Raw genomic sequence first — 12,850 nt, forward strand, 5'->3', positions numbered from 1 at the left:
CCGGCGCCTCGGCCAACGAGGCCGCCGCGGCGGGCACCGAGGCAGGACGCGAGGCGCTGATCAAGACGGTGGCCGACCTCACCGGCGTCACCGTCGACCACTACGCCGAGATCGGCCTGCTCGGCTTCGCATTGATCGCCGACGCGCTCGGCGGAGTCGACGTGTGCCTCAAAGAGCCGGTGTTCGAACCACTTTCGGGTGCGGACTTCCCGGCCGGCCAGCAGAAGCTCAACGGCCCGCAGGCGCTGAGCTTCGTGCGGCAACGCCACGAACTGCCCCGCGGCGACCTTGACCGCGTGGTGCGCCAGCAGGCGGTGATGGCCTCGCTGGCCCATCGCGTCATCTCCGGCAAGACGCTGTCGAGTCCCACTACCCTCAAGCGCCTCGAGCAGGCCGTGCAGCGCTCGGTGGTGCTGTCCTCCGGATGGGACATCATGGACTTCGTGCAGCAGCTGCAACAGCTGGCCGGCGGCAACGTCGCGTTCGCCACCATCCCCGTGCAAGACGGCGCGGGCTGGAGCGACGACGGCATGCAAAGCGTGGTCCGCGTCGACGCCCACCAGGTGCAGGACTGGGTCGGCGGGCTGCTGCACGAGCAGGACCAGGGCAAAACCGAAGAGCTGGCCTACACACCGGCCAAGACCACGGTCAACGTCGTCAACGACACCGACATCAACGGGCTCGCCGCCGCGGTGTCGGATGTGTTGTCCGGCAAGGGCTTCAGTACCGGCAACGTGGGCAACAACGACAGCGGGCACGTCAAGGCCAGCCAGGTACGTGCCAACAAGTCCGACGATCTGGGTGCCCAGCAGGTCGCCAAGGAATTGGGCGGGCTGCCCGTCATTCCCGACCCCTCGCTGGCGGCCGGATCGGTGCGGGTGGTGCTGGCCAACGACTACACCGGACCCGGCTCCGGGCTGGAAGGTGGCGGCGGGACCGTGACGCCGGCCCGCGCCAACATCGTCGGCGCCAACGCGGGCACCGCTCCCCCGCCCTCGCCGATCCTGACCGCCGGGTCCGACAAGCCGGAGTGCATCAACTGAGCACGCTGAGCGCCGCCATCCTGGACCCGATGCTGCGCGCCGACCCGGTCGGCCCGCGCATCACCTACTACGACGACGCCACCGGCGAACGCATCGAACTGTCCGCGGTGACGCTGGCCAACTGGGCCGCCAAGACCGCCAACCTGTTGCGCGACGAGCTGGCCGCCGGGCCGGCCAGCCGGGTTGCGGTGCTGTTACCCGCACACTGGCAGACCGCGGCGGTGCTGTTCGGGGTGTGGTGGATCGGCGCCGAGGTCGTGCTGGAACCCGAGGCCGCCGACGTCGCGCTGTGCACCGCCGTTCGCCTGGACGAGGCCGACACCGCCGTCGGCGCGGGCGGCGAGGTGGCGGTGCTGTCGCTGGATCCGTTCGGCAAGCCAGCCGCAGATCTGCCCGTCGGCGTCATCGACTACGCGACCGCGGTGCGGGTCCACGGTGACCAGATCGTCCCGGAGCGGCTGCCCGGTCCCGCGCTGGCCGGCCGCTCGGTGGAACAGGTGCTGGCCGATTGCCAATCATCGGCCGCCACAAGGGGTTTGACATCGAGCGACCGGGTGCTGTCCACCGCGTCGTGGGCCACCGCCGAGGAGTTGGTGGACGGCCTGCTGGCGGTGCTGTCCGTGGGCGCGTCCCTGGTCCAAGTGGCCAACCCCGATGCCGCGGCACTGCCGCGCCGGATAGAGACCGAGAAGGTCACTCGAAGCTGGTAGCAGCCGCGCGGAGGGCCGGCGTAGCCGCCGCAACACATATTGATATCGCGATATTTCGATGTTAGCGTCGTCGGAAAGCCACTTCACAGAAAGGTGTCCGACGATGGCGGTGCAGGTGCTCTTGGCGAAGGCAGCGACGACAGTGGTCACCGGGTTGGCCGGGGTCACCGCCTACGAGCTGTTGCGCAAGGCCGCCAAGAAGGCGCCGCTGCACGAGACCGCCGTCGCCACCGCCGAGCTGGGGCTGCGTGGCACCCGCAGGGCCGAGGAAGCGGCCGAGTCGGCGCGGCTCAAGATCGCCGACGTGATGGCCGAAGCCCGCGAGCGCATCGGCGAGGAGGCACCCACCCCCGCGGTCAGCGACGTGCACGACCACGACCACTGAGCGCCGCCATGACGCTGGCGCTCGTCAAAGACATTCCTGCGGCTGACCCAGACCTGGCGGTGGTGTCCGACGCCGCCGGGCGCATCCGGGTGCTGGTGGATTGGGTGCGGGCGGATTCCCGGCGCGCCGTGGCGGTGGAAGAAGCCGTCGCCAAGCAGAACGGGGTGCGCGCCGTGCACGCCTACCCCCGCACCGGGTCGGTCGTCGTCTGGTACTCGCCGCGGCGCTGCGACCGGGCAACGATCCTCGACGCGATCGCCGGCGCGGCCCACGTCGCGGCCGATCTGATCCCGGCTCGCGCCCCGCACTCCTCGGACATCCGCAACGCCGACGTTGTGCGCATGGTGATCGGCGGTCTGGCCCTGGCGCTGCTGGGCGTGCGCCGCTATGTGTTCGCCCGCCCGCCGCTGCTGGGACCGAGCGGACGAATGGTGGCCACCGGCGTCACCATCTTCACCGGCTACCCGTTCCTGCGCGGCGCGCTGCGTTCGGTCGGCTCGGGCAAGCTCGGCACCGACGCACTGGTATCGGCGGCGACCGTGGCGAGCCTCATCCTGCGCGAGAACGTCGTCGCGCTCACCGTGCTCTGGCTGCTCAACATCGGTGAGTACCTGCAAGATCTGACGCTGCGGCGCACCCGGCGGGCCATCTCGGAACTGCTGCGCGGCAACCAGGACACCGCCTGGGTGCGTCTCACCGAAGGTGCGGACGCGGGCACCGAGGTCCAGGTACCGATCGACACCGTGCAGATCGGTGACGAGGTGGTGGTGCACGACCACGTCGCCATCCCGGTCGACGGCGAGGTGGTCGACGGCGAGGCGGTGGTCAACCAGTCCGCCATCACCGGCGAGAACCTGCCGGTCAGCGTCACCGTCGGGATGCGGGTGCATGCCGGCTCGGTGGTGGTGCGCGGCCGGCTGGTGGTGCGCGCCCAGGCGGTGGGCAACCAGACCACCATCGGTCGCATCATCACCAGAGTCGAAGAGGCGCAACACGATCGGGCGCCGATCCAAACGGTCGGGGAGAACTTCTCCCGCCGCTTCGTGCCCACGTCGTTCATCGTCTCGGCCCTCACCTTGCTGGTCACCGGGGACGTGCGGCGCGCCATGACCATGCTGTTGATCGCCTGCCCGTGCGCGGTGGGCCTGTCCACTCCGACGGCGATCAGCGCGGCGATCGGCAACGGCGCCCGGCGCGGCATTCTGATCAAGGGCGGATCGCATCTCGAACAGGCCGGCCGGGTCGACGCCATCGTCTTCGACAAGACCGGGACGCTCACCGTGGGGCGCCCGGTGGTCACCAATATCGTTGCCATGCGCAAGGATTGGGAACCCGAACAGGTGCTGGCGTATGCGGCCAGCTCGGAGATCCACTCGCGGCACCCGCTGGCCGAGGCGGTGATCCGCTCCACCGAGGAACGCCACATCAGCATTCCCCCGCACGAAGAGTGCGAGGTCCTGGTCGGCCTGGGCATGCGGACCTGGGCGGACGGGCGCACCCTGCTGCTGGGCAGCCCGTCGCTGCTGCGTTCGGAGAAGGTGAAGGTGACCAAAAAGGCCCAGGAGTGGGTGGACAAGCTGCGCCGCCGGGCCGAGACGCCGCTGCTGCTGGCGGTGGACGGCACCCTGGTCGGGCTGATCAGCCTGCGCGACGAAGTGCGGCCCGAAGCCGCCGAAGTGCTCAAGCAGTTGCGCGACAACGGGATTGAGCGCATCGTCATGCTCACCGGCGACCATCCCGATATCGCCGAGGTGGTCGCTGCCGAGTTGGGCATCGACGAGTGGCGCGCCGAGGTGATGCCCGAGGACAAGCTCGAGGTGGTGCGCGAGTTGCAAGACGACGGCTACGTCGTCGGCATGGTCGGCGACGGCATCAACGACGCGCCCGCGCTGGCCGCCGCCGACATCGGCATCGCCATGGGACTGGCCGGCACCGATGTCGCGGTGGAAACCGCCGACGTAGCGCTGGCCAACGACGACCTGCATCGCCTGCTCGACGTGCGCGACCTGGGCTCCCGGGCCGTCGACGTGATCCGGGAGAACTACGGCATGTCCATCGCCGTCAACGCCGCCGGGCTGCTGATCGGCGCGGGCGGCGCCTTGTCACCGGTACTGGCCGCGATCCTGCACAACGCCTCCTCGGTGGCGGTGGTGGCCAACAGCTCCCGGCTGATCCGCTACCGCCTGGACTGACAGGAAACCCCCAACCACATCCGCCGCTCGCGTCGTTACTGTGGCTAAGTAGTAGGCACGGCGAGCGAAGGGACTCTCGAAGGTGGGGCGCAGCGACAACGACACGTGGGACCTGGCGACCAGCGTGGGGGCCACCGCAACCATGGTGGCCGCCGGACGGGCCAGGGCCACCAGGTCCGGGCTGATCGACGACCGATTCGCCGAGCCGCTGGTGCGTGCGGTCGGCGTCGACTTCTTCACCCGCTGGGCCGCAGGCGAGCTCGACGCCGGTGACGTCGACACCCCCGACGCCCCGTGGGGCATGCAACGCATGACCGACCTCCTGGCGGCTCGCACCCGCTATATCGACGCGTTCTTCACCGACGCGGCGGCGGCCGGAATCCGCCAGGTAGTTCTGCTGGCCGCCGGCCTGGACGCCCGCGGCTACCGGCTGCCCTGGCCGTCCGGGACAACGGTGTACGAGATCGACCAGCAGCAGGTCATCGACTTCAAAACCCACACGATCGCAGCTCTGGGCGCCGAGCCGACGGCGCAGGTGCGCCCGGTCTCGGTGGACCTGCGACACGATTGGCCGGCCGCGCTGCGCCAAGCGGGCTTCGCCGCCGAGCAACCCACGGCGTGGGCGGCCGAAGGGCTGCTCGGGTTCTTGCCGCCGCAGGCCCAGGACCGGTTGCTCGACGAGATCACCGCGTTGAGCGGCGACGGCAGCCGGCTGGTCGCCGAGGTGTTCGAGAACACCTCCTCCAACCAGCAGGCGCTCAACGGTGCCGCCGAGAAATGGCGCGAGCACGGCCTGGACATCGAACTCGACGATCTGGGCTTCCCCGGCGAGCGCAACGACGTGGCGACGTATCTATCCGAGCGGGGCTGGGAACCGGTCAGCACCCCGCTCAACGAGTTGCTGGCCGACAACGGTCTGCCGCTGCAGCCCGGCGATCCCGACGCGCCGTTCAGCAAGAACTACTACTGCACCGCGGTTTTGCGCCGCAGCACCGCCCGCTGAGGCTTCAGCAGCCGCAGTCCAGCCCCCGCCAGGCGCGTACGCCTTGCCACACCGCCACCGCGGCGATGGCCAAGCCGATGGCCGGGTCGACCCACCACCCGCCGGACCAGTACGCGGTGACGGCCAAGCCGAGCAGCACCGCGGCGGCCTGCGCCGCGCACAGATAGTTCTGGGTGCCCTCCCCCTTGGTCGCCGCCGACGCCAGCCGGACGGCCAAACGGTGCTTGACCCGGCCCAATATCGGCATTAAGACCAGCGCACCGGCGGTCAGCGCGACGCCGATCAACGAGGTCTCGGCATGGTGCTCACCGGCCAGGTAACGGATCGACTCGGCGGCGATGTAGGGCGCGGTGAGCCAGAACGACACCGCAACACCGCGCTGGGCGCGCCGCTCGGCCGTCGGCGACAACGTCCGCGCCCCGCTGAACCGCCACACCACCATCGCGCTGGCCAACGCTTCCGCGCCGCCGCCCAACGCCCAGCCGGTCAACGCGATCGATCCGACCGCCAAGCCCTGCCAGAGCCCCACCACTCCCTCCGACAGCATCACCACCAGGCTGACCCAGGCCAGCAGGCGCGCCCACCGGGCGGTGCGCTGCCACGCCGAATCGCGCGCCGGCGCAGCGGTGTCGCAGCAGGTGTCGGATCCCAGCTGCGCGGGGGACGTCTCCATCCCGACGATGGTAAAGGCTGTACCGGCCGAACCGCCGTAACGCTTGTGATTAATCTGGCTAAGCAGTAGCCGCGGCCGTCGAGGAGATCGCAATGGGGCGCACCGCCGATGACACCTGGGACGTGGCCTCCAGTGTGGGTGCCACCGCCGCCATGGTCGCGGCCGGACGCGCCCGCGCCACCCGGGCCGAGCTGATCGACGACCCGTTCGCCGAGCCGCTGGTGCAGGCCGTCGGCATCGACTTCTTCACCCGCTGGGCCCGCGGCGAACTCGACCCCAGCGACGTCGACATCCCCGACTCGCCCTGGGGCATGCAGCGCATGACCGACCAGCAGGCCGCCCGCACCCGCTACATCGACGCCTACTTCCGCGCCGCGGACGCCGACGGCATCCGCCAAGCGGTCATCCTGGCCTCCGGGCTGGACGCGCGGGGCTACCGGCTGCCGTGGTCGCCGGGCACGACGGTGTTCGAAATCGACGTGCCGCCAGTCCTGGAATTCAAGACCGCCGCGATGGCGGACCTGGGCGCCGCGCCGGCCGCCGACGTCCGGGGTGTGCCCGCGGACCTGCGGCACGACTGGACCACCGCCTTAAGGCGGGCGGGCTTCGACGAGCAGCGGCCCACCGCCTGGGCCGCCGAAGGGCTCTTCGGGTACCTGCCGCCCGAGACGCAGGACCGCCTGCTCGACGACATCACCGCATGCAGTGCCGACGGCAGTCGGCTGGCCGCCGAGGTGTTCTTCAGCGCGCCGGCCAACCGGGACCTCTTCGACGCCATCTACCAGCGCTGGTATCAGCAGGGTCTGGACGTCAACATCGAGCAACTGGGCTTCCCGGGTGCCCGCAACGACGTGGCGACCTACCTGGAAGGCCACGGGTGGCGCGTGGCCCGCACCCCACTGAACCAGTTGCTGACCGACAACGGGTTTGCCCCGCACCTGGTCGACGGGCCGGTCGCCGAGCAGGCGCCGTTCGCCCAGAACTACTACTGCACCGCCTGGAAGGAAGGGCTTCGATGACCGACGGCGCCGCCAAACCACTTGACGGGTTCCGGGTTCTGGATTTCACCCAGAACGTGGCCGGTCCGCTGGCCGGACAGATCCTGGCCGACCTGGGCGCCGAAGTGATCAAGGTGGAAGCCCCGGGCGGCGAGGCGGCCCGGCAGATCACCTCGGTGCTGCCCGGACGCCCGCCGTTGGCCACCTACTTCCTGCCGAACAACCGCGGCAAGAAGTCGGTGACGGTGGACCTGTCCACCGATGCGGCCAAGCAGCAGATCCTGCGCCTGGCCGACGCCGCCGACGTGGTGCTGGAAGGTTTCCGCCCGGGCGTGATGGAGCGCATGGGGCTGGGTCCCGACGACTTGCGGGCCCGCAACACGCGGCTGATCTACGCCCGGTTGTCGGCCTACGGCGGCAACGGTCCGCACGGCAGCCGGCCCGGTGTCGACCTGATGGTCGCCGCCGAGGCGGGCATGACCACCGGGATGCCCACACCGGACGGCAAGCCGCAGATCATCCCGTTCCAGCTCGTCGATAACGCCAGTGGACACGTCTTGGCCCAGGCGGTGCTGGCCGCGCTGCTCAACCGTGAGCGTCACGGGGTCGGTGACACCGTGCGGGTCGCGATGTACGACGTGGCGGTCAGCCTGCAGGCCAACCAGCTGACCATGCACCTCAACCGGCCCAGCGGGGACCGGCCCAAACCCGCGAACGCACCGAACACCAAGCGGCGCAAGAGCGTCGGCTTCGCCACCCAGCCCTCGGATGCGTTCAAGGCGGCCGACGGCTACCTGGTCATCAGCGCCTATGTGCCCAAACACTGGGCCAAGCTGTGCCAGATCATCGGCCGCCCAGACCTTTTGGACGACGAACGCTTCGCCGACCAGCGCGCCCGCGCGCTCAACTACCCCGAGCTGACCGAAGAACTCGAATCGGCGCTGGCCGGCAAGACCGCGGCCGAGTGGGTCGCGCTGCTGCAGGAGGGCGGGCTGATGGCCTGCCTGGCCTACACCTGGAAACAGGTCGTCGACACCCCGCTGTTCGCCGAGAACGACCTGGCGTTGCGGGTAGGCGCCGGCGACGAAGCGATCACCGTGATTCGTACCCCGGCGCGTTACTCCAGCTTCACCGCAGTCACCAGCGAACCGCCGCCGGCCGCCGGCCAGCACAACGGTGTTTTCCTGGCTGAATCGTGAGCCGAATCGTGAGCCGAATCATAAGTAGCGCCCCGCCGGGCGCCGCAATTATTTGAATTAGCAATGAATTGGCGGGGCGTCCCCCGCTTCGCTGCACCCAGCACGCAGTATTTCTCACATACCTTAAGTAGGCGGCATGAATTTGCTGTCTGCTAATTGACCTCGCATACGACGCCGGGTGGACACCTAATTGACAGAAAGCGTTCACGCCGATCATGAAGGGTCTTTTGCCTGCGGCGCAGCGCCGCAGCCGATGACCCGCGTACCGGCTCGGAGGAGTCACGAACTATGAGCACCGCTGTCCAGGTCCCCACCGATGCAGCCCCTTCTCGAGCGCACTCGCTGATCGCCAACCTGCGCCACGACCTACCGGCGTCATTGGTGGTCTTCCTTGTCGCACTGCCCCTTTCGCTCGGCATCGCCATCGCGTCGGGAGCGCCACTAGCGGCCGGACTGATCGCCGCGGTCGTGGGCGGCATCGTGGCCGGATCGCTGGGCGGGTCGGCAGTCCAGGTCAGTGGGCCGGCCGCCGGTCTGACCGTGGTGGTCGCCGACCTGATCGACGAACTCGGTTGGCCGATGCTGTGCATCATGACGATCGGCGCCGGTGCCCTGCAGATCTTGTTCGGCGTGAGCCGCATGGCGCGTGCGGCGTTGGCCATTGCTCCGGTGGTTGTGCACGCGATGCTGGCCGGCATCGGAATCACCATTGCGCTGCAGCAGATTCACGTGTTGGTGGGCGGAAAATCCCGCAGTTCGGCGTGGCAGAACATTGTCGCGCTGCCCAACGGCATCCTGCATCACGAATTGCACGAAGTGATCGTCGGCGGATCGGTGATCCTCATCTTGGTGTTCTGGTCCAAACTGCCGCCCAGGTTGCGGATGATCCCGGGCGCGCTCGTCGCGATCGTCGCGGCGACGGCGCTGGCCAGCATCGCCGGGCTCGACGTGGAACGCATCAACTTGTCCGGCAACTTCTTCCAAGCGATCAGCTTGCCGAATTTCGGTGCCGGTACTCCCGACGGCCGGCCTTGGACCCAGTCGCTTGGCGCCGTCGCGATGGGCGTGCTCACCATCGCCCTGATCGCCAGCGTCGAATCCCTGCTGTGCGCGGTCGGGGTCGACAAGCTGCACAACGGCCCGCGCACCAACTTCAACCGCGAGATGATCGGTCAGGGCAGCGCGAACATGTTGTCCGGCTTCCTGGGTGGACTGCCCGTCACCGGCGTCATCGTGCGTAGCTCCGCCAACGTGGCCGCCGGCGCGCGCACCCGCATGTCGGCCATCCTGCACGGAGTCTGGGTGCTGCTGTTCGCGTCGCTGTTCACCAACTTGGTGGAGATGATCCCCAAAGCGGCGCTGGCCGGTCTGCTCATCGTCGTCGGCGTCCAGCTGATCAAGTTGGCCCACATCAAATTGGCTTGGCGCACCGGCAATTTCGTGATCTATGCGATCACCATCGTGTGCGTGGTGTTCCTCAACCTGCTCGAGGGTGTGGCCATCGGGCTGGCCATCGCCATCCTGTTCCTGCTGATCCGAGTGGTGCGCGCGCCCATCGAGGCCAAGCCGGTGGGCGAAGAGACCAAACAGTGGCGGGTCGACATCGACGGCACCCTGAGCTTCCTGCTGCTGCCCCGGCTGACCAATGTGCTCTCGACACTGCCTCGGGGCTCCGATGTCACGCTGCACATCAACGCCGACTACATCGACCACTCGGTGTCAGAGGCGATCTCGGACTGGAAAACCGGTCACGAGGCGACCGGCGGAACTGTCACCATCCTCGAAACCTCGCCGGCCAACCTGGTGAGCGCGCACAGCAGTCCACCCAAGCGTCACTTCCACTCCCGGTCGCTGCGCGAGGCCCCGTGGCCGTCGCGGCGCGACAACCACCACGACGACGACGAGGCATCGATCCGCCACGGCGTGCGGGAATATCACCGCAACGGCGTGGAATCGTTGCACCACCACGTACCCGAGTTGATCGGTTCGGCGAACCCGGACACGGTGTTCCTCACCTGCGCCGATTCGAGGATCCTGCCCGACGTCATCACCGCGAGCCGGCCCGGTGACCTGTACATCGTCCGCAACGTCGGCAACCTGGTGCCGACCGATTCCGCCGAACGCTCCGTCGACGCCGCGCTCGACTTCGCGGTCAACCAGCTCGGCGCGACATCGGTTGTGGTGTGCGGACATTCGTCATGCCGTGCGATGAAGGCGCTGCTGGAGGGCGCGGCCGGCGACCCGACCGCGCCGGTGGGCGATTGGCTGCGCCACGCCGGCGAGAGCCTGGCCGCCTACCGTGAAGGCCACCCGGCGCGCCGCACCGCCACCTCCAACGGCTTCACCTTCAGCGAGGTCGACCAGCTGGCCATCGTCAACGTCGCGATCCAGGTGGAACGGCTCACCCGCCATCCCATCCTGGCTCCCGCGGTGCAGTCTGGCGCATTACAGGTCGTCGGGATGTTCTTCGACTTTGCGACCGTCCATGTGCACGAGATCGACGAGCACGGCATCGTTGCAGCCGAGACGGCCGGCACGCACTGAGGCGCCGGCGTCAGCCCTGCGGCAGTCGCACGACCTGCAGAAAGAACTCGTCGATCTGGCGCACCGCCGTCATGAACTGGTCGAGGTCGACCGGCTTGGTGACGTAGGCGTTGGCGTGCAGCTTGTAGCTGCGCAAGATGTCCTCTTCGGCCGACGACGTGGTGAGCACCACCACCGGGATGCGGCACAGCTCTGGGTCGGACTTGATCTTCTCCAGCAGATGCCGGCCGTCGTACTTGGGCAGGTTCAAGTCGAGCAGGATCAGGTCCGGCCGGGGCGCATGCTGGTAAGCGCCGCGCTGATACAGATAATTGAGGCCCTCTTCGCCGTCGTGCGCGACATGCAACCTGTTCTTGAGCTTGTTGTGTTCGAACGCTTCTCGCGTGATCAGCTCGTCGCCTGGGTCGTCTTCGACGAGCAGGATGTCGATGGCTCGACCTTCTGGTGTCATCTCTGCGTTCCTCCCGTTGTGGCTAAGTCGTCGTCGGCGCCCACGGGCTTGGCAGTGGGCTCGGGGGTGGTTTCGGTAATGGGCAGCGTGAACTCGAAACGGGTTCCGTCCGAGTAGGACGTATCGATCCAGACGCGGCCGCCGTGGTGCTCGATGATCTTCTTGCAGAGCGCCAGACCCAGACCCGTCCCACCGTACACATCGCGACCGTGCAACCGCTGGAATATGACGAAGACCTTGTCGGCGAACTCCTCCGGGATACCGATGCCGTTGTCGGTGACGCTGAACAGCCAAGATCCTTCCCGGTCGCCGCTACCGGGTTGGCAGTCGATGGTGATGCGGGGCGCGACGTCTTCGCGGCGGAACTTCACCGCGTTGCCAATGAGGTTCTGCCACAACATGGTCAGCAATGTCGGGTCACCCATGACTTGGGGCAGCTGGCGGGGCCGTTGGATCTGGGCGCCGGACTCCTCCACCGCGGCGGCGAGGTTGGCGATCGCGGAATCGAGCATGGTGTCCAGCGTGACCTCGTCGTACTTGGTGCCCAGCCGGCCCACCCGGGAGAAACTCAGCAGGTCGTTGATGAGCACCTGCATGCGCTTGGCGCCGTCGACGGCGAAACCGATGTACTGGATGCCGCGTTCGTCGAGCTGGTCGCCATAGCGCTTCTCGAGCAGCTGGCAGAAGGAGGCCACCTTGCGCAGCGGCTCCTGCAGATCGTGGGAGGCGACATAGGCGAACTGCTCGAGTTCGGCGTTCGAACGGCGCAGTTCCACCGCCTGCTCGTCCAGAAGCGTTTGGGCTGAACGGGATGCGCGCAGTTCTTCGACGATGCGTTGGCGCATGTTCTCCACGTCCAAGGCGATGCCACGGATGTCTTTGGGCCGTTGCGGCGGAACAATCGATGCCTCGAAATCACCTTCGGTGATCCGTCGGCAGGAACCGGCCAACGACGCCAGTGGTTCGGTGACCGCGCGGCGGATCAGCAGACCCAACAACGCCGCCGTCGCGATGAACACCAGCACGATGGCGCCCAGCACCCGGTTGCGCCAGCGGTTGAAGCGTTCGATGTCGGTGGCCGCATCATTGCGGGCCGCGGAGAACTTGTCGTTCTGGATGGTGAAAAGCGTTCGCAGCTGGTCGAATTGGTTCTTACCGAGCGTCGCGATCTCGCTGTTGACGACGGTCGGTGAATTCGGGACCACGGTAGCGATCAACGGCTCGGCATAACTGGTCCGCCACGTGGCGGCGGCGGCCTCGATGGCGTCCAAGTCGGAGAGCAGGTCGGGACGGTGACTGACCCGCTGCCGGATGTCGTCGGCGGCCAGCTTCTCGGCGCGCTGCCCGTCGTAGTACGGCGTGAGGAACTGCCGATCGGCGGAGATCAGATAACCGCGCACCCCGGTCTCCTGGTCGCGCAGCGCCGACTGCAGCAGCGCCGCCTGCACGCGCGCGGGCTGAATGTCGTCGCGGAGCTGGTGCGACAACGCGTCGCTGCGGTGCAGCAGTAACGCACCGGCGACCGCGCCGGCCAGCACCACCACGCCCATGACCGACAGCACCAGGGCTTGCCAGCCGCGCACGGTGAGCTGAGCCCCGCGCAGCGGCGCGTGCGCCATCAGGAGATCTCCAGCGCGCGTTCGACGCGCACC

11 protein-coding genes are annotated in these 12,850 nt (G+C 68.2%); 8 read left to right on the top strand and 3 right to left on the bottom strand.

Annotated features, from left to right (window positions below; genetic code table 11):
* The 5 genes from A9W95_RS21500 to A9W95_RS21520 form a co-directional block, all read left to right on the top strand.
* Positions 1-1,043: LCP family protein (locus A9W95_RS21500; RefSeq protein WP_067417495.1), on the top strand; the 1,043-nt coding region annotated here is incomplete at its 5' end.
* A complete protein-coding gene (locus A9W95_RS21505; RefSeq protein WP_216638188.1) occupies positions 1,031-1,753 on the top strand; it encodes a TIGR03089 family protein in 723 nt (240 codons plus the stop codon). The genes A9W95_RS21500 and A9W95_RS21505, both read left to right, overlap by 13 nt.
* A 103-nt stretch (positions 1,754-1,856) precedes the next feature.
* Complete coding sequence (locus A9W95_RS21510) at positions 1,857-2,138, top strand: DUF1490 family protein (RefSeq protein WP_067417498.1); 282 nt, start codon at positions 1,857-1,859, stop codon at positions 2,136-2,138.
* 8 nt (positions 2,139-2,146) lie between these two features.
* On the top strand, positions 2,147-4,330 hold the full coding sequence (gene ctpC, locus A9W95_RS21515) for a manganese-exporting P-type ATPase CtpC (protein WP_067417501.1): 2,184 nt from the start codon (positions 2,147-2,149) through the stop codon (positions 4,328-4,330).
* Positions 4,331-4,412: 82 nt separating this feature from the next.
* Positions 4,413-5,333, top strand: a complete 921-nt coding sequence (locus A9W95_RS21520) for a class I SAM-dependent methyltransferase (RefSeq protein WP_067417504.1) — start codon at positions 4,413-4,415, stop codon at positions 5,331-5,333.
* Positions 5,334-5,337: 4 nt separating this feature from the next.
* Here A9W95_RS21520 and A9W95_RS21525 read toward each other — a convergent pair whose 3' ends face one another.
* Positions 5,338-6,006 carry a cation transporter gene (locus tag A9W95_RS21525; protein WP_067417506.1) on the bottom strand — a complete coding sequence of 223 codons (669 nt, stop codon included), beginning with the start codon at positions 6,004-6,006 and terminating at the stop codon, positions 5,338-5,340.
* Positions 6,007-6,098: 92 nt separating this feature from the next.
* On the opposite strand from A9W95_RS21525, the gene A9W95_RS21530 reads away from it, so the two are divergent.
* From A9W95_RS21530 to A9W95_RS21540, 3 genes are all read left to right on the top strand, one after another.
* The gene (locus A9W95_RS21530) at positions 6,099-7,025 is read left to right on the top strand and encodes a class I SAM-dependent methyltransferase (protein ID WP_067417509.1); all 927 of its coding nucleotides are present in this window, start codon (positions 6,099-6,101) and stop codon (positions 7,023-7,025) included.
* Positions 7,022-8,203, top strand: a complete 1,182-nt coding sequence (locus tag A9W95_RS21535) for a CoA transferase (RefSeq protein WP_067417512.1) — start codon at positions 7,022-7,024, stop codon at positions 8,201-8,203. Before A9W95_RS21530 ends, A9W95_RS21535 begins: the two co-directional genes overlap by 4 nt.
* Positions 8,204-8,491: 288 nt before the next feature.
* Positions 8,492-10,747: a bifunctional SulP family inorganic anion transporter/carbonic anhydrase gene (locus A9W95_RS21540; RefSeq protein ID WP_067417514.1), complete on the top strand. Its 2,256-nt coding sequence runs from the start codon at positions 8,492-8,494 to the stop codon at positions 10,745-10,747.
* A gap of 10 nt (positions 10,748-10,757) precedes the next feature.
* On the opposite strand, the gene A9W95_RS21545 is transcribed toward A9W95_RS21540, so the two are convergent.
* Positions 10,758-11,198 carry a response regulator gene (locus A9W95_RS21545; protein ID WP_067417517.1) on the bottom strand — a complete coding sequence of 147 codons (441 nt, stop codon included), beginning with the start codon at positions 11,196-11,198 and terminating at the stop codon, positions 10,758-10,760.
* Positions 11,195-12,820, bottom strand: a complete 1,626-nt coding sequence (locus A9W95_RS21550) for a CHASE3 domain-containing protein (RefSeq protein WP_082983250.1) — start codon at positions 12,818-12,820, stop codon at positions 11,195-11,197. Before A9W95_RS21550 ends, A9W95_RS21545 begins: the two co-directional genes overlap by 4 nt.
* Positions 12,821-12,850 lie beyond the last annotated feature (30 nt).

It is taken from the genome of Mycobacterium sp. 1423905.2 (genome assembly GCF_001673155.1).
Lineage (GTDB): Bacteria > Actinomycetota > Actinomycetes > Mycobacteriales > Mycobacteriaceae > Mycobacterium.

What these genes read in the sequence shown, in the direction of transcription:
- A9W95_RS21525 (WP_067417506.1), bottom strand. Translation starts at nt 6,006, where the DNA reads ATGGAGACGTCCCCCGCGCAGCTGGGATCCGACACCTGCTGCGACACC.
- A9W95_RS21545 (WP_067417517.1), bottom strand. Translation starts at nt 11,198, where the DNA reads ATGACACCAGAAGGTCGAGCCATCGACATCCTGCTCGTCGAAGACGAC.
- ctpC (WP_067417501.1), top strand. Translation starts at nt 2,147, where the DNA reads ATGACGCTGGCGCTCGTCAAAGACATTCCTGCGGCTGACCCAGACCTG.
- A9W95_RS21510 (WP_067417498.1), top strand. Translation starts at nt 1,857, where the DNA reads ATGGCGGTGCAGGTGCTCTTGGCGAAGGCAGCGACGACAGTGGTCACC.
- A9W95_RS21530 (WP_067417509.1), top strand. Translation starts at nt 6,099, where the DNA reads ATGGGGCGCACCGCCGATGACACCTGGGACGTGGCCTCCAGTGTGGGT.
- A9W95_RS21540 (WP_067417514.1), top strand. Translation starts at nt 8,492, where the DNA reads ATGAGCACCGCTGTCCAGGTCCCCACCGATGCAGCCCCTTCTCGAGCG.
- A9W95_RS21535 (WP_067417512.1), top strand. Translation starts at nt 7,022, where the DNA reads ATGACCGACGGCGCCGCCAAACCACTTGACGGGTTCCGGGTTCTGGAT.